The organism is Bacillus sp. TH25, assembly GCF_016650935.1.
Taxonomy (GTDB): domain Bacteria; phylum Bacillota; class Bacilli; order Bacillales; family Bacillaceae_G; genus Bacillus_A; species Bacillus_A mycoides.
In genome coordinates, this window is sequence record NZ_JAEKEU010000039.1 from 232,481 (window position 1) to 256,470 (window position 23,990).

The 23,990-nt window shown below is 35.2% G+C and carries 32 protein-coding genes and 1 pseudogene; 22 read left to right on the top strand and 11 right to left on the bottom strand.

What is annotated here, in order from left to right:
* Positions 1–68: 68 nt before the first annotated feature.
* On the bottom strand, positions 69–872 hold the full coding sequence (locus tag JFT89_RS25055) for an NAD kinase (RefSeq protein WP_002015552.1): 804 nt from the start codon (positions 870–872) through the stop codon (positions 69–71).
* Positions 873–1,077: 205 nt separating this feature from the next.
* Between JFT89_RS25055 and JFT89_RS25060 the strand changes: the two genes are divergently transcribed.
* From JFT89_RS25060 to ackA, 5 genes are all read left to right on the top strand, one after another.
* A complete protein-coding gene (locus tag JFT89_RS25060) occupies positions 1,078–1,716 on the top strand; it encodes a DUF2953 domain-containing protein (RefSeq protein ID WP_002067581.1) in 639 nt (212 codons plus the stop codon).
* Between the two features lie 12 nt (positions 1,717–1,728).
* On the top strand, positions 1,729–2,124 hold the full coding sequence (gene ytfJ, locus JFT89_RS25065) for a GerW family sporulation protein (RefSeq protein WP_000350005.1): 396 nt from the start codon (positions 1,729–1,731) through the stop codon (positions 2,122–2,124).
* Between the two features lie 135 nt (positions 2,125–2,259).
* A complete protein-coding gene (tpx, locus tag JFT89_RS25070) occupies positions 2,260–2,760 on the top strand; it encodes a thiol peroxidase (protein ID WP_002015549.1) in 501 nt (166 codons plus the stop codon).
* 211 nt (positions 2,761–2,971) lie between these two features.
* On the top strand, positions 2,972–3,958 hold the full coding sequence (locus JFT89_RS25075; RefSeq protein WP_002088985.1) for a class I SAM-dependent methyltransferase: 987 nt from the start codon (positions 2,972–2,974) through the stop codon (positions 3,956–3,958).
* A 297-nt stretch (positions 3,959–4,255) separates the two neighbouring features.
* Entirely contained in the window at positions 4,256–5,449 is a 1,194-nt protein-coding gene (gene ackA / locus JFT89_RS25080) for an acetate kinase (RefSeq protein ID WP_002015546.1), read from the top strand.
* Positions 5,450–5,477: 28 nt separating this feature from the next.
* On the opposite strand, the gene JFT89_RS25085 is transcribed toward ackA, so the two are convergent.
* Positions 5,478–5,912 (bottom strand): NUDIX hydrolase, encoded by a 435-nt coding sequence (locus tag JFT89_RS25085; protein ID WP_201040870.1) that lies wholly within the window; start codon positions 5,910–5,912, stop codon positions 5,478–5,480.
* A gap of 183 nt (positions 5,913–6,095) precedes the next feature.
* Between JFT89_RS25085 and JFT89_RS25090 the strand changes: the two genes are divergently transcribed.
* On the top strand, positions 6,096–6,929 hold the full coding sequence (locus JFT89_RS25090) for an EcsC family protein (protein ID WP_002112252.1): 834 nt from the start codon (positions 6,096–6,098) through the stop codon (positions 6,927–6,929).
* 31 nt (positions 6,930–6,960) lie between these two features.
* Here JFT89_RS25090 and JFT89_RS25095 read toward each other — a convergent pair whose 3' ends face one another.
* Positions 6,961–7,623, bottom strand: a complete 663-nt coding sequence (locus JFT89_RS25095; RefSeq protein ID WP_002015542.1) for a YitT family protein — start codon at positions 7,621–7,623, stop codon at positions 6,961–6,963.
* An 855-nt stretch (positions 7,624–8,478) separates the two neighbouring features.
* Here JFT89_RS25095 and JFT89_RS25100 point away from each other — a divergent pair.
* Positions 8,479–8,673: a hypothetical protein gene (locus JFT89_RS25100; RefSeq protein WP_002067549.1), complete on the top strand. Its 195-nt coding sequence runs from the start codon at positions 8,479–8,481 to the stop codon at positions 8,671–8,673.
* Positions 8,674–8,701: 28 nt separating this feature from the next.
* Here the strand turns inward: JFT89_RS25100 and JFT89_RS25105 are convergent, their stop codons facing one another.
* Positions 8,702–9,019, bottom strand: a complete 318-nt coding sequence (locus JFT89_RS25105; protein ID WP_002067550.1) for a hypothetical protein — start codon at positions 9,017–9,019, stop codon at positions 8,702–8,704.
* Between the two features lie 167 nt (positions 9,020–9,186).
* On the opposite strand from JFT89_RS25105, the gene JFT89_RS25110 reads away from it, so the two are divergent.
* Positions 9,187–10,392, top strand: a complete 1,206-nt coding sequence (locus tag JFT89_RS25110) for an argininosuccinate synthase (RefSeq protein WP_002129394.1) — start codon at positions 9,187–9,189, stop codon at positions 10,390–10,392.
* On the top strand, positions 10,389–11,777 hold the full coding sequence (argH, locus tag JFT89_RS25115) for an argininosuccinate lyase (RefSeq protein WP_201040872.1): 1,389 nt from the start codon (positions 10,389–10,391) through the stop codon (positions 11,775–11,777). The genes JFT89_RS25110 and argH overlap by 4 nt, the downstream gene beginning before the upstream one ends.
* Before the next feature lie 108 nt (positions 11,778–11,885).
* Here the strand turns inward: argH and JFT89_RS25120 are convergent, their stop codons facing one another.
* Positions 11,886–12,065 (bottom strand): hypothetical protein, encoded by a 180-nt coding sequence (locus JFT89_RS25120; protein ID WP_002129390.1) that lies wholly within the window; start codon positions 12,063–12,065, stop codon positions 11,886–11,888.
* Positions 12,066–12,245: 180 nt separating this feature from the next.
* Between JFT89_RS25120 and JFT89_RS25125 the strand changes: the two genes are divergently transcribed.
* Positions 12,246–12,386: a hypothetical protein gene (locus JFT89_RS25125; protein WP_201041033.1), complete on the top strand. Its 141-nt coding sequence runs from the start codon at positions 12,246–12,248 to the stop codon at positions 12,384–12,386.
* Positions 12,387–12,545: 159 nt separating this feature from the next.
* A pseudogene (locus JFT89_RS25130) lies at positions 12,546–12,878 on the top strand (hypothetical protein); the annotation flags it as partial.
* A 41-nt stretch (positions 12,879–12,919) separates the two neighbouring features.
* Here JFT89_RS25130 and JFT89_RS25135 read toward each other — a convergent pair.
* Entirely contained in the window at positions 12,920–13,378 is a 459-nt protein-coding gene (locus JFT89_RS25135) for a universal stress protein (protein WP_001066676.1), read from the bottom strand.
* 147 nt (positions 13,379–13,525) lie between these two features.
* On the opposite strand from JFT89_RS25135, the gene JFT89_RS25140 reads away from it, so the two are divergent.
* Together JFT89_RS25140 and ald are read left to right on the top strand one after the other, a co-directional pair.
* Positions 13,526–14,317, top strand: a complete 792-nt coding sequence (locus tag JFT89_RS25140; RefSeq protein WP_002067562.1) for an SDR family oxidoreductase — start codon at positions 13,526–13,528, stop codon at positions 14,315–14,317.
* 214 nt (positions 14,318–14,531) lie between these two features.
* The gene (gene ald / locus JFT89_RS25145; RefSeq protein WP_002015529.1) at positions 14,532–15,665 is read left to right on the top strand and encodes an alanine dehydrogenase; all 1,134 of its coding nucleotides are present in this window, start codon (positions 14,532–14,534) and stop codon (positions 15,663–15,665) included.
* A gap of 51 nt (positions 15,666–15,716) precedes the next feature.
* Here the strand turns inward: ald and JFT89_RS25150 are convergent, their stop codons facing one another.
* Positions 15,717–16,142 (bottom strand): hypothetical protein, encoded by a 426-nt coding sequence (locus JFT89_RS25150; protein WP_016096007.1) that lies wholly within the window; start codon positions 16,140–16,142, stop codon positions 15,717–15,719.
* Entirely contained in the window at positions 16,139–16,402 is a 264-nt protein-coding gene (locus JFT89_RS25155; RefSeq protein ID WP_002067482.1) for a helix-turn-helix transcriptional regulator, read from the bottom strand. Before JFT89_RS25155 ends, JFT89_RS25150 begins: the two co-directional genes overlap by 4 nt.
* A gap of 131 nt (positions 16,403–16,533) precedes the next feature.
* On the opposite strand from JFT89_RS25155, the gene JFT89_RS25160 reads away from it, so the two are divergent.
* The 7 genes from JFT89_RS25160 to JFT89_RS25190 all read left to right on the top strand — a co-directional run bounded on the left by JFT89_RS25160 (position 16,534) and on the right by JFT89_RS25190 (position 20,370).
* A complete protein-coding gene (locus JFT89_RS25160) occupies positions 16,534–16,956 on the top strand; it encodes a hypothetical protein (protein ID WP_002088964.1) in 423 nt (140 codons plus the stop codon).
* A gap of 44 nt (positions 16,957–17,000) precedes the next feature.
* Entirely contained in the window at positions 17,001–17,333 is a 333-nt protein-coding gene (locus JFT89_RS25165; protein ID WP_201040874.1) for a cupin domain-containing protein, read from the top strand.
* The gene (locus tag JFT89_RS25170; protein ID WP_201040876.1) at positions 17,330–18,124 is read left to right on the top strand and encodes a GNAT family N-acetyltransferase; all 795 of its coding nucleotides are present in this window, start codon (positions 17,330–17,332) and stop codon (positions 18,122–18,124) included. The genes JFT89_RS25165 and JFT89_RS25170 overlap by 4 nt, the downstream gene beginning before the upstream one ends.
* 3 nt (positions 18,125–18,127) lie before the next feature.
* Complete coding sequence (locus JFT89_RS25175) at positions 18,128–18,472, top strand: DUF6176 family protein (RefSeq protein ID WP_002067488.1); 345 nt, start codon at positions 18,128–18,130, stop codon at positions 18,470–18,472.
* A 124-nt stretch (positions 18,473–18,596) separates the two neighbouring features.
* Positions 18,597–19,106, top strand: coding sequence for an RNA polymerase sigma factor (locus JFT89_RS25180; protein WP_002067489.1), 510 nt, complete (start codon positions 18,597–18,599; stop codon positions 19,104–19,106).
* Complete coding sequence (locus tag JFT89_RS25185; RefSeq protein ID WP_016096012.1) at positions 19,087–20,100, top strand: anti sigma factor C-terminal domain-containing protein; 1,014 nt, start codon at positions 19,087–19,089, stop codon at positions 20,098–20,100. Before JFT89_RS25180 ends, JFT89_RS25185 begins: the two co-directional genes overlap by 20 nt.
* 63 nt (positions 20,101–20,163) lie before the next feature.
* A complete protein-coding gene (locus tag JFT89_RS25190; protein WP_033707216.1) occupies positions 20,164–20,370 on the top strand; it encodes a hypothetical protein in 207 nt (68 codons plus the stop codon).
* A gap of 13 nt (positions 20,371–20,383) precedes the next feature.
* On the opposite strand, the gene JFT89_RS25195 is transcribed toward JFT89_RS25190, so the two are convergent.
* Positions 20,384–21,214 carry a DUF2785 domain-containing protein gene (locus JFT89_RS25195; RefSeq protein ID WP_002067496.1) on the bottom strand — a complete coding sequence of 277 codons (831 nt, stop codon included), beginning with the start codon at positions 21,212–21,214 and terminating at the stop codon, positions 20,384–20,386.
* A 93-nt stretch (positions 21,215–21,307) separates the two neighbouring features.
* Between JFT89_RS25195 and JFT89_RS25200 the strand changes: the two genes are divergently transcribed.
* Complete coding sequence (locus JFT89_RS25200; RefSeq protein ID WP_033707217.1) at positions 21,308–21,682, top strand: hypothetical protein; 375 nt, start codon at positions 21,308–21,310, stop codon at positions 21,680–21,682.
* Between the two features lie 32 nt (positions 21,683–21,714).
* Here the strand turns inward: JFT89_RS25200 and pepQ are convergent, their stop codons facing one another.
* The gene (gene pepQ, locus JFT89_RS25205; protein WP_002067500.1) at positions 21,715–22,812 is read right to left on the bottom strand and encodes a Xaa-Pro dipeptidase; all 1,098 of its coding nucleotides are present in this window, start codon (positions 22,810–22,812) and stop codon (positions 21,715–21,717) included.
* A gap of 149 nt (positions 22,813–22,961) precedes the next feature.
* Between pepQ and JFT89_RS25210 the strand changes: the two genes are divergently transcribed.
* Positions 22,962–23,645, top strand: coding sequence for a metal-dependent hydrolase (locus JFT89_RS25210; protein ID WP_033707666.1), 684 nt, complete (start codon positions 22,962–22,964; stop codon positions 23,643–23,645).
* Between the two features lie 40 nt (positions 23,646–23,685).
* Here JFT89_RS25210 and JFT89_RS25215 read toward each other — a convergent pair whose 3' ends face one another.
* Positions 23,686–23,844 (bottom strand): hypothetical protein, encoded by a 159-nt coding sequence (locus tag JFT89_RS25215; protein WP_201040878.1) that lies wholly within the window; start codon positions 23,842–23,844, stop codon positions 23,686–23,688.
* Positions 23,845–23,990 lie beyond the last annotated feature (146 nt).

Below are 23,990 nucleotides of genomic sequence, written 5' to 3' on the forward strand. Positions count from 1 at the left end.
CACACCAATCGGGGGAAATAAAAGACCGCAGAATTATGGAATCCCATAATTCTGCGGTTATTTTAATACTATAAAAATGTTCTCTGTACTTTTTCCCAGAAAGAGTTGTTTTTTAATTTAACAGTTTTAATTTGTTTATCGCTTAAACGAACAACGGCTTTCTCCACTTGCTTAATGCTAAGTGCTTCGTTATCCATGCCGATAACAGGATAATCATTACCATCTGGTTTAAGTGTTAAAGTTAACGTGCGCTCGTGATTTAAAAGAAACGGTGATCCGAGTGTACGGTATGTGTTGTTATTTAAAGATGCTAGTTCGCTTACTTGGAAACATGGGATAAGTGGATCGACAACTGCACCATGTAATGATTTATTGTAAGCGGTACTTCCTGTTGGTGTGGAGATAACTAATCCATCACCTCTAAAGGTTTCGAAATGTAAATTGTCGACGTGTACATCTACGACAAATGTTTTAATGATACTAGAGCGTAGTGTGAATTCATTTAAACAATGGAAAGATGTACCGTGATCTACATCTACTTTAATTGTTGGATATTTTCGCACTTCAATTTCGTTTTTTGTAATTTCTTGAAGGGCTGTATCAACGTGATCGATGTGGAAATCGCAGTAGAAAGAAATTTCATCTTTCGTAGAAATACCTGCGTATAAGCAATCTTCTCTAAAGCCGGTTTTACGAACGGCTTGTAAGAAAGTTCCATCATCTCCAACGCTGACGATAGCGTTTGCATTTTTTGGATGATCTAATATGGTAAATCCATTCTCCTCTAAAATACGATATACTGGTTTCATTTTTTCAACGAGCGTTACTTTGTCATCACCATAAAAGAAAAATAAATTGCGACGATTTGCCATTATGTATCCCTCCACTGCAGTTAAATTTTCTAGTCTTAGTGCTACATATCGTCAGAGTATGTTTCTGGATGATATGTTCAAATAGTATATTTCGATATAAATTGTCAAAATTCCTTTTTATTTTTAGAAAAATTTTTATATTCAATTTTATCAAAGTCTGTTTAATGATGAATAAACTTGTCGATAATGGGTATGGAGTGAAAGGATGGTACGAATGAAGTGGCTCGTAATTGGAATGATAATTCTTCTACTTTTTATTTTGCTTATACTATTATCGAAAATATCGCTTAAGGTGACGTTTTTATATTCAGAAATGGAAAAACAATGTTTATTTCAAGTGAAAATATGGATGATTCGATATACGTTTGATGTATTGGAAAGAATTGAAAAACAGCAGAAGAAGACAGGACAAAAAATTAAAAAAGCTGAAGAGGACGGCGGAATAGATAATAAAATTATGGCACAACTTGATAGTATAGGGGAACTGATAAAAAAGCTTCAAGACGTTCATACTATTGTTAAAGATTTTCTCAAAAGAGTGAAAATCAATGGTTGGAAATGGCATACGCAAATTGGAGCAGGCGACGCGGCTAGTACTGGAATTGTCACTGGATATGCATGGGGGACAAAAGGAATGGCTGCTGGAGTTGTAGGACAATATATGCATATTGTCGACGTACCAGAATTTGAAATTACTCCTGTTTTTCAAGGAAAGGGATTTGCATCAAGATGCGAGTTAACAGCATCTTTTCGTATATTCCGTACTGTAAAAACAGCGATAAAATTACTCATGTTTATGAGAAAGCAAAGATCTGGTATGACAGAAAAATCTGTTCAAGCATAGGGGGGATATAGAATGGACCATCCAATTCAAGGTTTAATGACAACCGCAATGCAGCATTTAAAACAAATGACTGATGTAAATACAATTGTTGGTGACCCAATTAAAGCGGCAGATGGAAGTGTAATTCTTACAGTTTCGAAAGTCAGTTTTGGATTTGCTGCTGGTGGAAGTGAATTTGGTAAAGTAGAACATTCAGGCCGTCATCCATTTGGCGGGGGAAGTGGTGGAGGAGTTTCTATTAATCCTGTTGCCTTTCTTGTTATAAATGGAGAAGGTGTGAAAGTATTACACTTAGATAAGCAAACACACGTCATCGATAAAATAATTGAATTAGCGCCACAAGCTGTTGATAAAGTGAAAGAAATGATGGATAAACGAAAAGAAGATGATCCTGAATTTCAAATTTAACGAATAAAGAAGCTGATCAGTGGATTAGCTTCTTTAATTTTTTTGTAAATAAAGCGATTTTATTTGCATTATCGATAGGGACAAACTATCATTTACATTGTACATATTTTGTTTAAAATAAGGGAGGATTTTTAAGTGGCAAATGTAACTTTTAAAGGTAACCCAATGACTTTAGTTGGAACAGAAGTTAAAGTTGGCGATCAAGCGCCTAACTTCCAAGTATTAGCAAATGACTTATCTCCAGTAAGTTTAGAAACATACAAAGGTGAAGTGAAATTAATTAGTGTTGTACCTTCAATCGACACAGGTGTATGTGATGCACAAACTCGTCGTTTTAACGAAGATGCAGCAGGTATTGAAAACGCGAAAGTATTAACAATTAGCGCTGATTTACCATTCGCTCAAAAACGCTGGTGTGCAGCAAACGGTTTAGAAAATGTTGTAACACTTTCTGATCACCGTGACCTTTCATTTGGTGAAGCTTACGGCTTAGTAATGAAAGAACTTCGTTTACTTGCTCGTGCAGTATTCGTAGTAGATAGCAATGACAAAGTAGTTTACGCAGAATACGTAGGCGAAGGTACAAGCCATCCAAACTATGAAGCAGCATTAGAAGCAGCTAAATCTGCGAAGTAATGTAAATGAAGACGACCTCTCATTAAAGTTTTACTTTAGAAGAGGTCGTCTTTTCTCATGTATTGTTAACTGAACCAATATATGAGAAAAGACGTTACATCATAAACAACTTGAAGGGGAGCTCTTTGCAAGAGGTCGCTTTTTCTTTTGGGAAAAATTTAGATTATGGTATGATATAAGTTATGTGTAAAAGAGAGAAGGAGGAATGTACGTGAGTCAGGCAGTAGAAACATTATTTTCTATTTTTGATTCTTCTACGGTAGTTTTACGTAAAGAATTAGATGTAACATATTTAGAGGCGCTTGTAGAAACAGGTGATAACTTGTTTGAAGGAGCGATTTTACAAGAGGAATTATCCGAATCAACAATTGAAAGGTTGAATCGTGAATATAGTACGTTTAATGAAGAAACATATAAAGGGGAAGAAATTCGTAAAGCATTTCAGCTAGCCATTTTAAAAGGAATGAAAGAGGGCGTACAAGCGAATCACGAAATGACGCCAGATGCAGTTGGAATGTTCATGAGCTACTTATTCCATAAATTTATGCAAGGTCAAAAAGAAATTACTGTTTTAGACCCTGCAATTGGAACTGGTAACTTAATGACTACATTGTTTAATAGCGCCAAAGAAGAACTAACAATGAGTGGATTTGGTGTAGAAGTGGATGAGGTGTTAATTAAACTTGCTTTAGTAAATGCAAATTTACAAAAGCATGCAATCGAATTCTTCCACCAAGATGGACTAGCACCACTTTATATTGATCCAGTTGATGCAGTCGTTTCAGATTTACCAATTGGTTATTATCCAAATGAAATTGTTGCAAGTGAATATACATTAAAAGCAGATGAAGGAATGTCATATGCACATCACTTATTTATTGAACAAAGTGTGAAACATACGAAAGAAGGCGGGTATTTATTCTTCTTAGTACCAAACTTCATTTTTGAAAGTGATCAAGCGCCAAAGCTACATGCATTCATTAAAGAGACATGCTTTATTCAAGGATTATTACAGCTTCCTGTTTCCATGTTTAAAAACGAGAAAAATGCAAAAAGTATATTTGTTCTCCAAAAGAAAGGCCAAGGTGTAACAATGCCGAAACAGGCACTACTAGTGGAATTACCTAAATTCTCTAACATGAAGGCTATGGAGAACATTATGGATCAATTGAATACTTGGTTTGCAACACATAAATAACGCGATATATATGTAACAGGGTTAGTAATTAATGTAGTACAGTTGTATAGGATATGTAATATTTTTTAATATATACAAGATTTAACTGAATTTTTTGAAATCTGTAATATATTTTTTTCTTGGTGTTACAATTTTTTCACTTGAAATATATGTCGGACGATGTTTAAATTAAAATCGTGAGTATAAAATTTACTAATGATGAAACGTTTTCATAATGAGTGAATTTAATTAGATAAAATCGAGCGGTTTGTGGAATGATCCACACAACTACCAAGAGAAAAAGGGGCGAAAGACTAGATGTCAAAAATCATCGCGATTAACGCAGGAAGCTCTTCGTTAAAGTTCCAATTATTTGAAATGCCAAGTGAAACAGTATTAACAAAAGGTTTAGTAGAACGTATCGGTTTAGAAGATAGTATCTTCACAATTACTGTAAATGGCGAAAAACAAAAAGAAATTACAAACATCCCAGATCATGCAGTAGCAGTTAACATGCTTCTTAAGAAATTAACTGAAAACGGAATCGTAAAATCTCTTGATGAGATTGGCGGTATCGGTCACCGTGTTGTACACGGCGGCGAAAAATTTGCTGATTCTGTTTTAATTGATGCTGAAGTATTAGCTGATATCGAAGAATTAAGCGATTTAGCACCACTTCACAACCCAGCAAACCTTGTTGGTATTAAAGCATTCCAAGAAGTACTACCAAACGTACCAGCAGTAGCAGTATTCGATACAGCATTCCACCAAACAATGCCGGAATCTGCATTCCTATACAGCTTACCATATGAGTACTATGAGAAATTTGGCATCCGTAAATACGGTTTCCACGGAACTTCTCATAAATATGTAACTGAGCGTGCGGCTGAATTATTAGGTCGTCCAATTGAAAGCTTAAGCCTACTTTCTTGTCACTTAGGTAACGGTGCAAGTATCGCAGCAGTAGAAGGCGGTAAGTCTATCGATACTTCTATGGGCTTCACTCCACTTGCTGGTGTAACAATGGGTACACGTTCTGGTAACATTGACCCTGCGTTAATTCCATACATCATGGAAAAAACAGGCCAAACTGTAGAAGAAGTAGTTAGCGTATTAAACAAGAAGAGTGGTATGTTAGGTCTTACTGGTTACTCTAGTGACCTACGTGACATCATTGCGAAAGAAGAAGAAGGCGACCACCGTGCGAAAGTAGCACTTGACGTGTTCGTGAGCCGTATCCATAAATACATCGGTTCTTACACAGCTCGTATGAAAGGCGTTGACGCTATCATCTTTACAGCTGGTGTAGGTGAAAACAGTGCAATTATTCGTGAGCGCGTATTAGAAGGCCTTGAGTACATGGGCGTATACTTCGACGTAAAACGCAATAACGTATTCGGTGAAGAAGCATTCATCAGCTTCCCGCACTCTCCAGTAAAAATTATCGTAATTCCAACTGACGAAGAAGTTATGATTGCTCGTGACGTATTACGTCTTGGGGATATTGGTTAATATACTATATGAAAAAAAAGACGAGATCCTATAGGATCTCGTCTTTTTTCTTTTGGATATATTTCAAAATTCCATCCGGATATAGTAATTTTTCTTTTTGAATGAATGCAGTGAGGGAAATCCATTTTGCATATGACAGTGTTTGTTCATCTGGTATATTCAGTATTTCCATTTCATATAGTGACATGTCTAATAAGCGTAAAGAATATAGCTGAATGATTTCATGACCAATTTCTCCATCTAGATGAAAGATGTTTTCTAAGCAGCCTAAATAATTGGTGATTTCCACTTCTGTGTGAAGCTCTTCTTGAAATTCGCGAATAACAGTATGTGCTGATTTTTCACCAAGTTCAATTGATCCGCCAAGAGGTCGGTAATATGTTTCATCGCCTGTATGATATTCTTGTACGAGAAGTCGATCGTGATGTATAGCAATGCCAAAAGCTTTTGCACGTGGGTACATATGTATAATCGCTCCTTATTTGTTTTGTATAGGGACGATTATAATCTAGCTGAATAGAAACTGGTACCATTTATTCGGATAGATTGTTGCGACTTCTTAGGCTGTAAATAAAGAACATGCGATGTACAAGCATATTTGCAAATATGATACAATAGAAAAAAATCGAACGAGGTGGTTGTTGTGATGCGATCGAAGCGAGAACAAGCCATTTTAGAAAATATAAAAGAGTGGGAAGGGCAATTAGTAGAGCAAGAAGCGACCGATTTTCAAAAGATGTTTGATAAGTGGTTGCATACTACAGTTGCAAAACTACCTGAGAAAAAACGAAAAGACTTTTTTACGAAAGCAGATGGATGGCTCTTTCATTTGCATGCACTTATTCAAAGTTCACAATCACAGTTAGATGCACGTAATCGTATTTTAGGAACATCGAGATTATTTGATGAATCAATTGAGCAACTTGAAGATTTGAAGGCGTTATCTATTGATCAATTAACATACATAGCAGAGCAGCAAACAGCACGTCATCGTCTATATTCATTCGTACAAGGCGGAGCAACAGGTGCTGGCGGTCTATTATTATTAACGGCTGATTTTCCGGTTATGATTGCGTTAAATGTGAAGGCTGTACAACTTATTGCGACATCATTTGGGCATGATGTGAACAAGCCGTATGAAATGATGCTTGCGTTAAAGGTATTCCATGCAGCATTATTGCCGGCGAGACTTCAGCAATACGCATGGTACAATTTACTGAGAGAACTTGAGCAAGAAGATTCATTCTTTTATGAAGGAGACGAAGAGGTGTTAAAGCCAGCTTCTACTGAGGTTGTGTTAAAACAAATTTTGAAGACATTTTCGATTTATGCTCTCCGTCGTAAATTATTCCAAGGCATTCCTGTACTTGGAATGGCAATTGGCTCTACAGTGAACTACCGCTTAACGAGGAATGTTACTGAATTTGCAAATAAGTTTTATCAAGTACGCTACATATTAGAAAAAGAAAAGAGAGCATGAAAAAAAGCGAGAGGCCGAAGCCTTTCGCTTTTTAGTTTGTCGCATGTTTTTTGGATATTGGAATAGAAACGGGTTGCTTTGCTGCTTTCTTTTCTGTTTTTGGATAGTAAATTAAATCCAATGTTTTTGCCTGTACGGCAATCGAAAGAATAGTAAAAGCAATTTCTGTCCAATTTAAATAATATAATGAAAGCGCAAGAACAATCGCGTCAAAGACGAAGAAAATTTGCCCAATTGTAAACCGAGTTCGTTTACTTAATATAATTGTTAAAATATCGTCTCCACCGGTTGCACCGCCAAATCGCAATATAAAACCGAGTCCAATACCAGCTAACGCACCGCCAACTACTGCAGCTACAAATAAATTATTTGATAAATCTACCGTAAAAGGAGAATAATTTTCCATAAGGGAATAAAATACTCCGAATGAAAGTGAACCTAAGAATGAATAGCCAACCATTTTTCTACCTAAAAATGAAGCACATAGTAAAATAATAGGGATATCCATTACTACAGTTGAAATAGATGGTGAAATATCATAAAAATTTTGGATGAATAGTGCAATACCTACAAAGCCACCTTCTGTTAAGTGGTTTTGGAAGTGAATGTGATATAGCGCTGCTGCTAATATAAATGAACCGATTAAAACCATAAAAACTTCTTTAATAATTTGTCGACTTTGGATGTTCCTCATCGTTATTCCTTCTTTCCGTAGTTAGTAGTCCTTTGGTGTTGTAAACTAACTACGAGCTCACATGTAGCTTTCAGTTAGTTTACGAAAAAAACTAACTACGCTATATGTCGCTGAAGAAATAACGAATAATCCTCTCGTCCATCAATTCTCCCTACCTTCGTTTTAGTTTAAGTCTTAAAGCGACTAAACAAAACGGGGAGTAGGATTCTTCATTTAGCAATCCTGCTCTTCTTTGTTTTGTTTAGCTAGTAACAATTAAGTCCTAAACAAAACGCTATGTGTAAGAAGAGTCTTTTTTTTGCCAAATTATCTTTCGGGCAATCATAATTTCCCCACTCTCGTATTTTTTTCGCTAGACTAAAGTATCTGAGCTGAAAAATACGCTACGTGTATGATTCGTCAATACGATGCCACATGCTCCTTCGAGCGATCATGATATCAAAATCCCTTCCTTCAAGATTTATATTATTATATCATACTTTCAAAAAATACATGCGGATGGAAACCGACAATAACCGGAGAGAATCTACAAAAAATGTTATGTTTAAATATTTTTGTAGAAAAGCCTAAGTTATTTCGTAGAACTGGACAACTTTTAGAAGTTTGTCCAATAAGTAAGAAAAGAAGGGTTTTTATTCAATTGTATTGTTCTCATCACTTTTATCTTTAAAAAATGCATCCCAGCTAATGATACTTAAAAAAGTTAAAGCGATAATAATGAAAGCTCGCATAAGTTTGAGACCTCCTTTTGTACATAGTATATGAATAATTTGTTTCGGAATGTGTCATTTTTTTACAAGCTCTAACTATTATGAGAGTATATTAATATAGATAGATGAGGGGGAGAATGGAGATATGCTAAAAGACATGTTTAAAAGAAAAGAATTAAAATGTGTTTCATGTCAGAAAAAGATTCAATATGAAGAAGAGCTAGTTGCTTTTGTAAAGTTGCCAAAAGAAAGAAGTATATTAGTTGGTCCGTTTGATGTGTGTTTGGCGAAAACAGCACAAGAAATATATTGTAAATCGTGTTACGACAAAAAAGCATGACCCGAATTAATTGAGGGGCATGCTTTTTTCATTGGTGTGCTTTTCCCTCAGATACGTTTTGGGTTAGACGATACCAAAGCCAAAGATCGTTAATAATTGAAGCAAGATCGGCAATTTCTGAATTTAGCTTGCAAGAAATTTCGAAGTCTTCTTCGTTATTTAAGTGGTGTTGTTTAGCGTTAATATGGTGCTCAAGTTCCTTTATGCGATCAGGTATTTTTCCGCGAACTTGCTCCCATTTTAATAAAATAGAATGCTGCGCTTGTTCAGAGATGTCTTCCCATTTTTTTTGTATGCTCGGTACTTCAATTCCTAGATGTTCATTGTATATAAAATACTTTTTCATAGACACCCCTCCATTTTCCTTCCTCTATTTTACATAAAAAAAGAAAGAAGTTCGACGAAATTGTTTGAAAAAATTTTATAAATTCCCCTTGATTCATTTTATGAAAGGTGATAAAGTTTGGATTATTATAATAAAAGATGAATATTTATTCTTTAGGGGGATGCAAAATGGAGAAGAAAAAAGTTGTATTAGCATATTCCGGAGGTCTTGATACTTCCGTTGCAATTAAATGGTTACAAGAGAAGAATTATGATATTATCGCGCTTTGCTTAGATCTAGGGGAAGGTAAAGACTTAGCGTTTGTAAAAGAAAAAGCACTTTCAGTAGGTGCAATTAAATCGTATATGATTGATGTTCAAGAAGAATATGCGAATGAATATGCATTGATAGCGATGCAAGCTCACACGTTATACGAAGGGAAATATCCTCTTGTCTCTGCATTATCTCGTCCGCTTATTGCAAAAAAATTAGTAGAAATTGCAGAGCAGGAAGGCGCAAGTGCAGTTGCACATGGATGTACAGGGAAAGGGAATGACCAAGTTCGTTTTGAAGTTTCTATTCAAGCGTTGAATCCATATTTAGAAGTTATTGCGCCTGTACGTGAATGGAAATGGTCACGTGAAGAAGAAATTGCATATGCAAAAGAAAATGATATACCGATTCCAATTAATTTAGATAGCCCGTTTTCAATCGATCAAAACTTATGGGGACGCAGCAACGAATGTGGAATTTTAGAAGATCCATGGGCAGCGCCGCCAGAAGAAGCATACGAGATGACATTAGCATTAGAAGATACACCGAATAAACCAGAGTTTGTAGAAATCGGATTTGAAGCAGGAGTACCGACGACTTTAAACGGCACTGCATATTCACTTTCAGAACTAATTAAAACGTTAAATGCACTTGCTGGCAAACATGGCGTTGGACGTATCGACCATGTAGAAAATCGCCTTGTCGGTATTAAATCTCGTGAAGTATATGAATGCCCAGCAGCAATGACATTAATAACAGCGCATAAAGAACTTGAAGATTTAACACTTGTGAAAGAGGTTGCTCATTTCAAACCGATGATTGAGCAAAAACTAACAGAATTAATTTATAACGGTTTATGGTTCTCACCTTTAAAACAAGCGCTCAATGCTTTCTTACAAGAAACGCAAAAAAATGTAACAGGTACAGTACGTGTGAAATTATTTAAAGGTCATGCGATTGTAGAAGGGCGTAAATCTGAGTACTCTTTATACGATGAAAAATTAGCAACGTATACTGCCCAGGATGAATTTAATCATGATGCAGCAGTTGGATTCATTTCATTATTCGGTTTACCTACGAAAGTATACAGTCAAGTGAATCAAAAGAAGGTGGAAGCGTGAGCAAACTTTGGGGCGGACGTTTTACAGAAGAAGCGGAAGCGTGGGTTGAAGAGTTTGGAGCATCCATCTCCTTTGATCAACAATTAGTAAATCAAGATATAAAAGGGAGTATCGCACACGTAACGATGTTAGCAAAGCAAGGCATTGTTACGAAAGAAGAAGCAGAGAAAATAAAGATAGGGCTTCAATATTTACTAGAGGAAGCGAAACAAAATAAATTGAATTTCTCAGTCGAGGCTGAGGACATTCATTTAAATATTGAAAAGATGTTAATTGAAAGAATCGGTGAAGTAGGAGGGAAACTTCATACAGGCCGAAGCCGTAACGATCAAGTAGCGACAGATATGCATTTGTATTTAAAAGAAAAAGTAGAAGATATTATAAAAGCTACAAAACAATTGCAAATTGTTCTTGTTCATCAAGCGGAAAATAACATTGAAACAATTATGCCCGGCTATACGCACTTGCAACGTGCACAGCCGATTTCATTTGCGCATCATATTCTTGCTTACTTTTGGATGTTAGAGCGCGATGTGAATCGTTATGAAGATTCGTTAAAGCGTATTAACATTTCACCGTTAGGAGCAGGAGCACTAGCTGGTACAACATTCCCGATTGACCGAGAATATAGTGCGGAGCTTCTTGGATTTAATGGAATCTATGAAAATAGTTTAGATGCGGTAAGTGATCGTGATTTCATACTGGAGTTTTTAAGTAACTCATCTATGCTTATGATGCACTTATCACGCTTTTGCGAAGAACTTATTTTATGGAGTAGTCAAGAATTTCAATTTATTGAAATGAGCGATCAATACGCAACAGGAAGCAGTATTATGCCGCAGAAGAAAAATCCGGATATGGCGGAACTTATTCGTGGTAAAACTGGCAGAGTATACGGTAATTTATTCAGTTTACTTACAGTAATGAAAGGATTGCCGCTCGCTTACAATAAAGACTTACAAGAAGATAAAGAAGGAATGTTTGATACAGTGAAAACAGTAGAAGGATGCCTTCATATTATGGCAGGCATGCTTGAAACGATGACTGTAAACAAAGAAAAAATGGGGCAAGCTGTGACGCAAGACTTCTCTAACGCAACAGAAATTGCCGACTATTTAGCAAGCAAGGGACTGCCGTTCCGTCAAGCTCATGAAATTGTCGGGAAACTAGTTCTTCATTGTACGCAAAAAGGAATCTATTTATTAGATGTACCACTTGAAACGTATAAAGAAATGAGTCAGTTATTTGAAGAAGATTTATATGAAGTTCTTTCACCTTATGCAGCTGTAAAGCGCCGTAACAGTGCTGGTGGGACAGGGTTTGAGCAAATTGAAAAAGCTTTGGAGAAAGCGAAGGGGTTAGCAATAGAGTTTGTTGGAAGTTAAATGATATATGATATAGAAGGTAAGGTGCTTTTTTAGAAAGTACCTTACCTTTTTTTATGGATTTAATTAAGCCTAGAGCAATATGTTCTAGGCTTAAAGTTTCATCGATTAATCATACTTGTGTCGATCTTCCGTAATCCGAATGTATTCAATATCCATTAAATCTCGAAGCAATGCACCGTGACTTAGTTCAACACCATGTTTTTCTTTAAAATGCTCGCGAATCATATCTAACATTTCGATTTCTTTCCCATTCACATCTAAAATAATGCGTTCATAATCATCCATGTAGCATCCTCCTTTTCTAAACACATATATTTTGTCCGTCTATTTCTAAAAAATGTATTTAAACTATTAAAGCAGTTATATACAGTATCAAACACAAAACATTGATATGGTGTACCCTTTACCTTTGTTTCTTTATTTATGATAAATACGGTCAAAAATCTGTATATAAGGGGAGTTTAGTTGAAGAATGATTTTTTAATTTTTTATGGTTTCAGAACCCCTAACCAGTTAGGAAGTATTAGTATGAATCGTAATGAAAAGGAAACAAATGAGTTTGGTGATTATTTCCCGACACTTGAAATTGAGAAAAGATTAAAATGATAAAATAAGCATCCTTATAGGGCACATAGCCATCAAGTTAAGGAAATGAATAAAATCCGAAAATGGGTTATCCTTCCATATGGATTGTGTGGAAGGATAACCCATTTTGTGTCTAAACTCAACGATACTACACAGGAAGAATTACATATATTAGGTGGAGAATTTAGAAGAGAAGAGGAAGATCCGATTGAAGAAGAAGTGAGAGAACAAGAGAGTAAGAGAATAGAAGAAGGCATAAAGAAACTTGGGGAACAAAAGTGGTATTTAAAATCAAAAATTATATATGTTCTTTGCTTCATTACGCCGCCAATTGGTTATGTGTATGTTTTCTTACTTCGTAAAAAAATGACAGAAGATGCAAAGCAAACGTACTTAACTGTTGCGACGATAATGATGGCGCTATGGTCTTTGAAATTCCTTCCGCCGTATGTGTTGGCAGGTACCGTTGTTGTTGTAGCTTGTCTTGTATTTATAGTGAAGTTTGTGAAATGAAAAACACCAAGCCTATGTGGACTTGGTGTTTTATTTATAAATTAAAGATCACCTTGCTCCTCGTCACCACGAACAACAAGGACATCGCATTTCGCATAGCGAATAATATGTTCAGAGACGCTACCAATTAGGAAACGTTCTACAGCATTTAAACCAGTTGCACCACACATAATTAAATCCACTTTATGGTTTGGAGCGATTTCTTTTGAAATTTTAGATTTAGGATTACCAAATTCTAATACAGTTTCCACTTTTTCAAGACCAGCTTCAAGCGCAGTTTTTTTGTAGTCTTCTAATAAGTCTTCTGCAAATAGATTTGCACGTTCAGCAATTGCGCGGCTATAAGCCTCTACTGCTGAGTATGCTTTTACATCAACGATATGAGCAATTGTTAATGTTGCGTTGTTTCGTTTTGCAACTTGAATTGCTTTTTTAAAGGCTTTTTCTGCTTCTTTAGAACCGTCCACCGCAATTAAAATATTTGTATATGTATTATTCATAGTAAATTCCTCCCAATCATTTTTATTACCGTTTACAACTTTATTATAAAACAAATTTTGGTAATGTGCTTGTCGGAAACGTTACAGAATTTTGAAAACTTTGCCTTAATTCATTTTAGTTGTAATTGAGGCGAGAACTTGTTACATATGGAGTATAGCAATTTAAAAGGAGGCATGTTTGTGAGACACGCGCTCATTACAGCCGGTACGAAAGGTTTAGGAAAGCAAGTAACAGAAAAGTTATTGGATAAAGGATATTCAGTAACAGTAACATATCATAGCGATACAAGTGCTATGGAAACAATGAAAGAAACATATAAAAATATGGAAGAACGTCTACAGTTCGTGCAAGCTGATGTCACGAAAAAGGAAGATTTACATAAAATAGTAGAAGAAGCGATGAGCCGTTTTGGCAAAATTGACTTCTTAATTAATAATGCTGGTCCTTACGTATTTGAAAGGAAAAAATTAGTCGATTACGAAGAAGGCGAATGGAATGAAATGATCCAGGGTAATTTAACAGCGGTGTTTCATTTATTAAAACTTGTCGTACCGATTATGAGAAACCAGCAATTTGGCCGTATTATTAACTATGGATTTCAAGGGGCAGATAGCGCGCCTGGATGGATTTATCGTTCAGCCTTTGCAGCTGCGAAAGTCGGACTTGTTTCTTTAACGAAAACAGTCGCATACGAAGAAGCTGAATACGGTATTACTGCGAATATGGTATGTCCTGGTGATATAATTGGTGAAATGAAAGAGGCAACGATTGAAGAAGCACGAAATCTGAAAGGTAGTAACACACCAATTGGTAGATCTGGAACAGGGGAAGATATCGCAAGAACCATTTCGTTTTTATGTGAGGACGATTCTGATATGATTACTGGCACGATTATTGAAGTAACAGGCGCTGTTGATGTTATTCATAGACATCGATAGAATTAAATAAAGTGAAGTTTCGAATAATTGGACAGTTTATCCTTTATACTGAGAGGTACGGATAATACTGTCCTTTCATGTAAGATTAAATCTATCGGAAAACTTGTATTATTTTTTTGTCAAATATTGAGATATTATGTTAGAATATAAGAGTATAGAAAGCGCTTTAAAAAATGATTCAGGGGTCATTTCATAACTCAAGGGGGAACTAATAATGCGTATCGGTATTCCAACAGAAATTAAAAACAATGAAAACCGCGTGGCAATGACGCCAGCGGGAGCTGTACATTTAGTACAAAATGGTCATGAAGTTTTTGTTCAAAAAGGATCAGGTGTAGGATCAGGCTTTACAGATGAAGAATACGTACAAGCTGGTGCGAAACTTGTTGAAACTGCTGAAGAAGCATGGAATCAAGATATGGTTATGAAGGTAAAAGAGCCAGTTGAAAGTGAATACGGTTATTTCCGCGAAGGTTTAATTTTATTCACATACTTACACTTAGCTCCAGAGCCAGAATTAACAAAAGCATTAATTGATAACAAAGTGGTATCAATTGCATACGAAACAGTACAATTAGACAATCGTTCTTTACCATTACTTGCACCAATGAGTGAAGTAGCTGGTCGTATGTCTGCGCAAATCGGTGCACAGTTCCTTGAGAAAAACAAAGGTGGTAAAGGTATTTTACTTGCAGGTGTTCCAGGGGTGAAACGCGGTAAAGTAACAATTATCGGCGGTGGTCAAGCTGGTACAAACGCAGCGAAAATTGCAGTAGGTTTAGGTGCAGATGTAACAATCATCGACTTAAGTGCAGAACGTCTTCGTCAATTAGATGACATTTTCGGAAACCAAGTAAAAACGTTAATGTCTAACCCGTATAACATTGCAGAAGCTGTAAGAGAATCTGATCTTGTAATCGGTGCAGTATTAATCCCAGGTGCAAAAGCGCCAAAACTTGTAACAGAAGAAATGATTCAATCAATGGAACCAGGTTCTGTCGTTGTAGATATCGCGATTGACCAAGGTGGTATTTTCGAAACAACTGACCGTATTACAACTCATGACAACCCAACTTATGAGAAACATGGTGTTGTTCATTATGCAGTTGCAAATATGCCAGGTGCGGTGCCACGTACATCAACTCTTGCATTAACAAACGTAACAGTACCATATGCAGTACAAATTGCTAACAAAGGCTACAAAGAAGCTTGCCTAGGCAACACTGCATTATTAAAAGGTATTAACACATTAGATGGCTACGTAACATTCGAAGCAGTTGCAGAAGCGCACAGCTTACAATATGCAGATGCAAAAGAGCTTCTTGAAAAAGCTCCTGCTTTATCATAATAGAAATAAAATAAAGACCCTTCCTTTGTAGGAAGGGTCTTTTTGTTTAAATTAATTATCTAATTTCTTTACAATTCTCAATCCGAACATCATTGTAAAGAAAAGAATACCGAACAAGTAATACAAGGCATACTCAACTCGTATCATCGAATTTTTGTCAGTGATATATAAAATAAATAGTATCGCAGAACCGATTAAATGAGAGAGACCGAAAATTTGCGCCATAAGTTTTAAACTCATCTTCTCGATTCTTTCATCCATCTCAGGTAATGGATATTTCTCGGAATCGTTCTTTTTTTTCTTAAAGAATATTCGTTTCACTACGAATAGTATTAAGGCTAAGAGTATGTATACGCCAGTGAATAGAAGGACAGAACTAATCTTTTCTTCATCATTATTATTGAAATAAAGAAAAGTTGAACCTAACAATAAAATGGTAAGATGCGAAATGAACTCTTGATTAAAAGTATTTTTCATTCTTTTTCCTCCCCAGTTTTGTCTAATTGAAATAAATCTTCTACTTTGCAGCCGAAAAACTCACATAATTTCAATGCTAATTCTAAACTCGGGTTGTATTTATTCTTCTCGATAGCGATGAGGGATTGTCTAGTGATTTGAACAGAGGAAGCTAATTGTTCTTGGGTGATGTCTCTAACGACGCGGAATTGTTTCACTTTATTTTTAATCAAATATACAAAGTCTCCTTTTTGTAAATTTGTTACTTTTATAATATCCATTTTTAGGTAATAAGTAAATAAAACCTTACAAAAAGTAAACAAAACTTTACGTGAAATATAGCTTGTTATGATGTTGTTTTTTGTGATAATTTGGAATTAAATGAAAAATGAAAGTCGATAGAGGGGATTCAATGGGGAGTAAAAATAGGAAGAAAAAGCAAGCTAAAAGACAAAAGTATATAAAGAAAAAACAGGAACAGAACATACCTCTTTCAAAAAAAGTAGTCATTATGATAGAAAAAACATTTCGGTATATTTGTATGTTCTTGTATGTGATTTTTTGCGTGTTTTTATGTGGGATGGTTAAAAATTTTGGGATAACCCCTAATGTTATTGAAGGTATTTTTGGCGTTACACTTGTTATGGTAGAAGGATTCTTATTCTTTATATTATTTGATAAAGTGTGGCCTAGTCATGAAAGTAAAAAAGATAGAAAAAGAAGAAAAAAATCTTCATCCGATTCAAGCTCATCAAGCGGATTTGGTGATTACAGTAGCAACGATTGTAGCAGTTCAAGTGATGGTGGAGGAGATTGCGGAGGTGGTGGAGACTAAATTAGTTTTTCAGAAGAACGACTAATGAAAGGGTGGGACGAAAGATGGAAACTGTGAATTTATTAGAATTAACAACGGACATTCAAGAACAACATAAAAACTTCGTCGTTTCAAATGTAAATAGTCATTGCTTACGAATTGCTGTATTTACTGGTGAATATGATTGGCACTACCATTCTAATTCGGATGAATTATTCATTGTGTTAGAGGGAGAATTACTTATCGATTTTCAAGATAGAGAGACAGCAGTTTTAAAGCCGAATGATTCTATTTTAATTTCAGCAGGTACAATTCATAGGACGAGAGCATTGGAGAGAACGGTAAATCTTTGTTTTGAAAATGTAGAGGCGGATACAGTAATTGTGGAGGGCGTATGAGAAGGTTACAGATTGAAGAATACGATAAAGTAATTCCTCTTTTAGAAGGGAACCACCGAACAACAACTTTTGCGTATGCAGTTTGTAATCAAAATATAAATGGTGAGATTTTTATAAATGAGAAGTTAACAGCAGGACTAATCGTCACCACTAATGGTATTTATTATTTGTTTGGTGACACTCGAGACCAAAGTTATAACGAAGATTTATTTTCGTATATAAAAACAGCCATTGAAAAAACAGAGAAACGATTTACACTGTTCACTTCGAGTGAAGAGTGGGAAATGATGATTGAAGAGTGCTTTAGTAATGCATTTCGGAAAATCCCACGAATGACATTTCAATTTCAAAGAGAAGTTTTTGAAGATAGAAAAATAGAATTAAACAAAAATACATATGAAATTAAACGTATTGATAAAAGTGATATAGAACGAAGTAATGAATTTACAGAGGATTATTACAAAGAATATTGGGGATCAAAAGACGTGTTTTTAAATAACGGATTTGGTTTTTGTATAGAACAAGATAGGATGATTGTAGCCGAATGCGTCTCAATATTTAGCGGGAATGGTTTTGCTGAAATTGATATTGCAACACATGAAGCACATCAAGGGAAAGGGTTAGCTCAAGCTGTCGCAACACGTTTCATTGAACAGTGTATACAAAATCATATTACACCATGCTGGGATTGTAATGTAGATAACATTCCCTCACAAAAATTAGCTAGTAAATTAAGCTTCCATAATCCAGTAGAATATGTTTTGTTTGTCCGCAAGAAAATGGGGGAATAAAAGATGAACGTAGAATTAACAAGATTCAAAGTCAAGCCAGGTAAAAGTCATCGCGTAGATGAATGGATGCAGCTTCTTAATGATAATATGAAAGAAGTGCTTTTGACATTAAACGACGAAAAGATGTATGTAGAGACAATTTTCCGGGAAATAAGAGATGGAGAAGAGTACTTATATTGGTATTCTGTGCAAGGAGAAGGCGGGGCTCTTGTCGAAAATTCTCATCATGAAATTGATAAAAAGCACTTAGCGTTTTGGTATGAATGTATTGATGAAGAAACACCGTCTGTTGATATGGAAACAGAAGTTGTTATGATTCAAGATGTTGTGAAGGAAGTAATGAAATAATAGAATAGTATGTTGGAGAGAAGCACATCAAAATAGATGTGCTTTTTATTTTGAAAAAAATTTTAAAGAAAAGCTGTATACATTTTACGCTCTCAAACGTTGAGTATATAGAAAGGAGAGCAGAATGAGCCATGATACTTTTGAAACATTATTAATAGAGAAATCAAAAGCTGTGTTTGGATACTTAATTAAGATTGGAGCAGATAGAAAAGAAGCGGAAGATATTGTGCAAGATACGTTGTATAAGGCTTTATTGCTTATGGAGGAAATACCGTTAGAGCATTTAACACCGTGGCTATTTAGAGTTGCGATCAATCAGCACCGAGATTTACACCGAAAAGAAAAAAGACTAAATCCAATTGCGATTGAATCGGTCGTTCTTATTGGTCAAAAGTCATTAGATGAAGTGCTTTTAACAAGTGAACTGCAAGGAGAAGTACAAGAAATACTGGAGACGATGACGGAGGATTATCGTCATATTTTACTGTTGAAATATGAATATGAACTATCTTATAAGGAAATTGCCATTTTATTAAGTATGAAAGAAGAAACAGTGAAAACAAGTTTGTACCGTGCAAGAAATCAATTTAAAAAATTGTATAGGAGGAGAAATGATGAGTCGGAAGGACTTTGATTTGAATATGGATGATAAGCAGATGAAGACTTTGATGAAGAGAGCGAAGAGGAAGCAGCTTTGGCGAAACTGGCTTATTTCTATTTGTGCGTCCATTATTGTTATAGTAAGTTTGTTTTTGGGAGCAGCGTATTTTTCTCAGCAAACGTTTAGAAAAATGGAAAGAGAAATGAATGCACTACATAAGGTTCAAGGCCCTAATATCCGTTTCAGCGGAAGCATGTATTTAAGTCTCGGTATGACAGGAAGTACAGTAATATACAACTCTTATAAAAATATAGCCGGTCAACCAGTAAAATGGATAAATGATATATATGAATCAGGTATCTGGGGTTATAGTATGAAGCACTACAATGGTGAACTTGTTAGTCTAGATGAGGAGAAAAGGGGGGGAGGGGCTGTTACCATACCAGATTATAATGTACAAACAATGCAAAGAGAAATGAGGTTTTATTTACCTTTCGTTACTTATAAAAATTATGTGGATGATCTGGAAAATATCAGGAATTTGCAAAATAAAGTTGCAGAAGTAGCCTTATCTTTTGATAAATCGTATACAGCTGAACAAATTACTGAGATGCTTCCCAAAAGTGTACAGCCAGTTTGGTTTTGGGTAGATACATATAATGAAAAGAAAAGCGATTTTTATGTAGGGTTAAAAGATCCTAAAGATGGTGCGATATTAAATGCGGAAATGGCAAAAAATGTTTTTGGATTTGAAGGAAGTTATTCAAAAGGGAAAGAAGATATGAAAAACGATATAACAATAAACTCAAAAGAATTTCTATACCAAATGAAGTATTTAGCAAAAAATAGTGAAGGTATACCAAGTGATTATTTTGAACAATATTATAAAGAAATAAAAAACACGAAACCAAAAGACATACCAATATACGGAGTAGTCGTAACTGGAAAAACAGAGGATTTACAAGGTTTACAAGGAGTACCATATATTAAGGCGGCTGTTAGAGGTGTAACAGTGGAGAAATATTAATTACAGTTAATTAATGTGAATAATCAGAAAATTTATGTTATAATATGGGAAAAGGAGGCTAATATGAAGCAAATACATGGAGCAATTTATATTTACATAACAATATTTCTCGTGGTGATATCCTATGGTTTAGGGCACGTGTATTCGCATCCTATATTAACTTTTTTAAGTGGAGCATGTATGGCGTTTGCGCTTCTTGTCCACCTTTTCTCAGTTTGGATTGTGAAATTTCAAATAAATATTAGTGAGATAGAAGAAGGCACTTTTTGAGTGGCCTTCTTTTTTAGTAATAATATTTATGAAGTTCTTGTAGTAATTTTTCAACTTCACGTTCAGTTTTTTTACATATAGACATTGTACGTAATTTGAAAAATAAGCTGCGCAAGAAAGATTTTATATTTCCGTATAGAAATTCATACGAGTCAATATGTAGTGTCGGTTTTTGAACTTGTAATTGAGCTACTAGATCACGAAGGGCTAATATGAGTACTTCTTCCTCTAGGCCATTTTGCAGCATTACGACAATCGGATAAACGAGACGCTCATCTTCTTCATATTTGTAATAAATGGAATGGACACAAACTTTGTTTAATAAAGTTTGTAGTATTTCTTCGTAATGTGAAGTTTCCAGTTTAGGATTATTAACAAGTGCCTCAAATGTATCGGAAGCATGAGCGATACTATGTGCCCAGCCTTGGTCTTGTACATACCCACGGAAATCCTGTTCTTTGTTCATATATAGAATTAATTTATCTTTTACATTTAAAATATCAGTCTGTGATAAGAAATTATGATTTGTATCAGCATCAATAATGAGTGCGATTAATAATGTTGTAAATGCACGGGTAAATACAGCATCGTCGTCATCCGAATGAATCTTATAAAATAAATATTTTTCACTGATGCTTTCTGATAATAGTTTCTGTAAGTGGGTGTGTGAAATATAGTCCTTCTTGATTAGATGATAAAAAGTAGAGTAAATGAGTTTGTCCCTTAAATAGCTATCAGTAACACCGATATGTTGAAGCATACTTGAACTTAAAGAATCAATATTGAGTGCACCATTGATTACGTAATTATTATCACGAATTTCTTCTAACTGTTGTTGTAACATATAAATCCTCCTATTTTAGAAAATTCTGTATATTAATAGTATAATGAGAAGAAGAAATAGACAAGAAATAAGTGCTTTTGAATGGGGGGTATTATGAAGAGAGCATTATTCTTTTTTACTAGTATTTTCTTTTTAGGAAGTTGTTCGATTTCGTATGTTACTTTTTCTAGCGAGAGTAAAAGTTGGACGGGGCAATATAAAGGTCATATTAAGGATGACAGTGAAGATGGAATGTTTACGTTTCAGTATAAGGGCGGAGATGGAAATACAGAATTGAAGAATTTAGAGATTGCTATTAATGAAGCGTTTAGTACAATGACACAAACGTCAGAAATTCATAAAGGAGCAAGGATTGAAATGAAATCTTCTTGTGTAAGTTGTGCACCTTTATCTAAAGATGAACCGATAGAGGTTGTGATTAAATGGGATGATAAGTATGAAGAGAAGATAGTTTTAAAGCGTAAATAATAAAAAAGGTAGCGATCACGCTACCTTTTTTATTATTTCACAAATTGTAATTCTTTCGGGAATTTCGTTAAGATTTCTGATCCGTCTTTTGTGATGTAAATATCATCTTCAATACGAACGCCGCCTACGTTTGGTACGTAAATACCTGGCTCGATTGTGAAGACCATACCTTCTTTTAATAGAGATTCATTGCCTTCTTTTACATCTGGATATTCGTGTACGCTAATTCCAAGTCCGTGACCAAGTCGGTGTGGGAAGAAGTCTCCGTAACCTGCATCTGCGATAACAGAACGAGCAGCATTATCGATAGCACCAAATGTAACGCCTGGTTTACATGCTTCAACTGCTTGTAATTGTCCAGCAAGTACAGTGTTGTAAATGCGAGTTTGTTCTTCAGAAAGTTCACCGAATGCTACTGTACGTGTAATGTCAGAGCAATAACCTTCAATGATTACACCTAAATCAAATAGTACGAAATCGCCGCGTTTCATTTTGTTTGCACCTGGAATACCGTGTGGAAGAGCAGAGTTTGCACCTGCTAATACCATCGTATCGAATGACATTTTATGGATGCCTTTTGTTTTTAATTCATGCTCAATAATTGCTAATACTTCTAGCTCACTACGATTTTCTTTAATTGCATTTACACCAACTTCAACAGCATAATCTGCCATTTTAGCTGCTTCACGTAAAATAGAAAGTTCTTTTTCGTCTTTAATTAAGCGAAGCTCGCGAACTTTCTCTTCAGCTGATTTGAAAGCTGCATTTGGGAATAACTTTGTTAATTCTTCGTAACGTTCTACGTTTAAATGTTCTTTTTCAATTGCAACTGCATTTGCATCAATACCACGATCTTTAATTGCCTTTGCAATCATATCCCATGGTTTGTCCGTATCAGTAAATCCGATAATTTCATGTGCCCAGCCAGCGTTACGCGCTTGGCCTTCTTCCATTTTAGGACAAATTAAAATAGGCTCTTTTTCTTGGAATACAAACATACCAAGTAGTCTTTCATGTGGTTCACAGTGGAAGTTTGTCATGTAGAAAACGTTTGGTGTAGAAGTTAAGAACGCAGCTTCTACGTTTTTTTCTTTTAGCCATTGCATTAAATTTTCTAATCTAGCATTCATCGATTGGCACCCCCGAGATATTTAATTACAAATATAACTTTACATCGGAGGAAAGCGTTATGACAAGTAAATCGATGTTAGAAAAGACAGGGAATTGAGAAATCATGTAGAATAAAAAGTGAGAATGTGAATAGGGGAGGAATGTAAAGATGAAAGTATCGTATCACGGGCATTCAGTTGTAAAGATTGAAACGAATGGCAAAGTTATTTTAATTGACCCATTTTTAACAGGAAATCCGACAACAGATTTAAAAGCTGAAGATGTAAAAGTGGATGCAATTCTTTTATCTCACGGTCATGGTGATCATGTTGGAGATACAGTAGAGCTTGCGAAGAAAAATAATGCAGTTGTTGTAGCACCGTTTGAACTAGCAACATTTTTAGGATGGCAAGGTGTAAATACACATCCAATGCATATTGGTGGTTCACATGAATTTGACTTTGGAAAAGTGAAATTTACTCAAGCATTCCACGGCTCTAGTTATATTGATGAAGAAAATAAGACGATTACATATACAGGTATGCCAGCTGGTATTTTGTTTACAGCAGAGGAGAAAACGGTATATCATGCAGGAGATACTGCTTTATTCTCTGATATGAAGTTAATTGGAGAAATGAATAATATTGATTTAGCATTTTTACCAATTGGCGATAATTTCACAATGGGGCCAGAAGATGCTGTGTTAGCATCAAAATGGATAGAGGCGAAAACAGTTGTACCGATGCATTACAATACGTTCCCAGTTATTGAACAAGATCCATATCAATTTGTAGGAAAGCTACAAAATTGTACAGGGAAAGTATTAGAAGCTGGAGAAAGTATTACACTATAAAAAAGAAACCCTTCATTTGAAATGACAAGTGAAGGGTTTTTTATGTGTGTAGTACAGTTTTTAAAGTCTGTATTTGTTTAGCTGATTCTTCTCGTTTTGTACGTGGCTGTTTGGGTGTTTCATTCAACTCCATTGCAACTTTTTTTCCATCTACGAAAGCTAAAAATACAGCACCTACAACCTCTAAAATTTTTTTCATAATGTATTCGCTCCTTTGTTTCATTTCTTGTCTTAATTGTATATTGAAGCGTCTGGACAAACTATCGAACGAGATGACAATACCATTACATTGTTGTAATAGAATGACTGGTGGAATGTAAGGGGTATTTTGTTATAAAAAAAATG

What these genes read in the sequence shown, in the direction of transcription:
- JFT89_RS25150 (WP_016096007.1), bottom strand. Translation starts at nt 16,142, where the DNA reads ATGAAAAATACTTTTAATCAAGAGTTCATTTCGCATCTTACCATTTTA.
- JFT89_RS25085 (WP_201040870.1), bottom strand. Translation starts at nt 5,912, where the DNA reads ATGTACCCACGTGCAAAAGCTTTTGGCATTGCTATACATCACGATCGA.
- JFT89_RS25100 (WP_002067549.1), top strand. Translation starts at nt 8,479, where the DNA reads ATGCTAAAAGACATGTTTAAAAGAAAAGAATTAAAATGTGTTTCATGT.
- ald (WP_002015529.1), top strand. Translation starts at nt 14,532, where the DNA reads ATGCGTATCGGTATTCCAACAGAAATTAAAAACAATGAAAACCGCGTG.
- JFT89_RS25095 (WP_002015542.1), bottom strand. Translation starts at nt 7,623, where the DNA reads ATGAGGAACATCCAAAGTCGACAAATTATTAAAGAAGTTTTTATGGTT.
- JFT89_RS25155 (WP_002067482.1), bottom strand. Translation starts at nt 16,402, where the DNA reads ATGGATATTATAAAAGTAACAAATTTACAAAAAGGAGACTTTGTATAT.
- JFT89_RS25140 (WP_002067562.1), top strand. Translation starts at nt 13,526, where the DNA reads ATGGAGTATAGCAATTTAAAAGGAGGCATGTTTGTGAGACACGCGCTC.
- JFT89_RS25105 (WP_002067550.1), bottom strand. Translation starts at nt 9,019, where the DNA reads ATGAAAAAGTATTTTATATACAATGAACATCTAGGAATTGAAGTACCG.
- JFT89_RS25110 (WP_002129394.1), top strand. Translation starts at nt 9,187, where the DNA reads ATGGAGAAGAAAAAAGTTGTATTAGCATATTCCGGAGGTCTTGATACT.
- JFT89_RS25060 (WP_002067581.1), top strand. Translation starts at nt 1,078, where the DNA reads ATGGTACGAATGAAGTGGCTCGTAATTGGAATGATAATTCTTCTACTT.
- JFT89_RS25175 (WP_002067488.1), top strand. Translation starts at nt 18,128, where the DNA reads ATGAACGTAGAATTAACAAGATTCAAAGTCAAGCCAGGTAAAAGTCAT.
- JFT89_RS25170 (WP_201040876.1), top strand. Translation starts at nt 17,330, where the DNA reads ATGAGAAGGTTACAGATTGAAGAATACGATAAAGTAATTCCTCTTTTA.
- JFT89_RS25180 (WP_002067489.1), top strand. Translation starts at nt 18,597, where the DNA reads ATGAGCCATGATACTTTTGAAACATTATTAATAGAGAAATCAAAAGCT.
- pepQ (WP_002067500.1), bottom strand. Translation starts at nt 22,812, where the DNA reads ATGAATGCTAGATTAGAAAATTTAATGCAATGGCTAAAAGAAAAAAAC.
- JFT89_RS25195 (WP_002067496.1), bottom strand. Translation starts at nt 21,214, where the DNA reads ATGTTACAACAACAGTTAGAAGAAATTCGTGATAATAATTACGTAATC.
- JFT89_RS25120 (WP_002129390.1), bottom strand. Translation starts at nt 12,065, where the DNA reads ATGGATGATTATGAACGCATTATTTTAGATGTGAATGGGAAAGAAATC.
- JFT89_RS25055 (WP_002015552.1), bottom strand. Translation starts at nt 872, where the DNA reads ATGGCAAATCGTCGCAATTTATTTTTCTTTTATGGTGATGACAAAGTA.
- JFT89_RS25160 (WP_002088964.1), top strand. Translation starts at nt 16,534, where the DNA reads ATGGGGAGTAAAAATAGGAAGAAAAAGCAAGCTAAAAGACAAAAGTAT.
- JFT89_RS25185 (WP_016096012.1), top strand. Translation starts at nt 19,087, where the DNA reads ATGAGTCGGAAGGACTTTGATTTGAATATGGATGATAAGCAGATGAAG.
- JFT89_RS25135 (WP_001066676.1), bottom strand. Translation starts at nt 13,378, where the DNA reads ATGAATAATACATATACAAATATTTTAATTGCGGTGGACGGTTCTAAA.
- JFT89_RS25215 (WP_201040878.1), bottom strand. Translation starts at nt 23,844, where the DNA reads ATGAAAAAAATTTTAGAGGTTGTAGGTGCTGTATTTTTAGCTTTCGTA.
- JFT89_RS25165 (WP_201040874.1), top strand. Translation starts at nt 17,001, where the DNA reads ATGGAAACTGTGAATTTATTAGAATTAACAACGGACATTCAAGAACAA.
- JFT89_RS25190 (WP_033707216.1), top strand. Translation starts at nt 20,164, where the DNA reads ATGAAGCAAATACATGGAGCAATTTATATTTACATAACAATATTTCTC.
- JFT89_RS25200 (WP_033707217.1), top strand. Translation starts at nt 21,308, where the DNA reads ATGAAGAGAGCATTATTCTTTTTTACTAGTATTTTCTTTTTAGGAAGT.
- JFT89_RS25090 (WP_002112252.1), top strand. Translation starts at nt 6,096, where the DNA reads ATGCGATCGAAGCGAGAACAAGCCATTTTAGAAAATATAAAAGAGTGG.
- JFT89_RS25210 (WP_033707666.1), top strand. Translation starts at nt 22,962, where the DNA reads ATGAAAGTATCGTATCACGGGCATTCAGTTGTAAAGATTGAAACGAAT.
- ytfJ (WP_000350005.1), top strand. Translation starts at nt 1,729, where the DNA reads ATGGACCATCCAATTCAAGGTTTAATGACAACCGCAATGCAGCATTTA.
- ackA (WP_002015546.1), top strand. Translation starts at nt 4,256, where the DNA reads ATGTCAAAAATCATCGCGATTAACGCAGGAAGCTCTTCGTTAAAGTTC.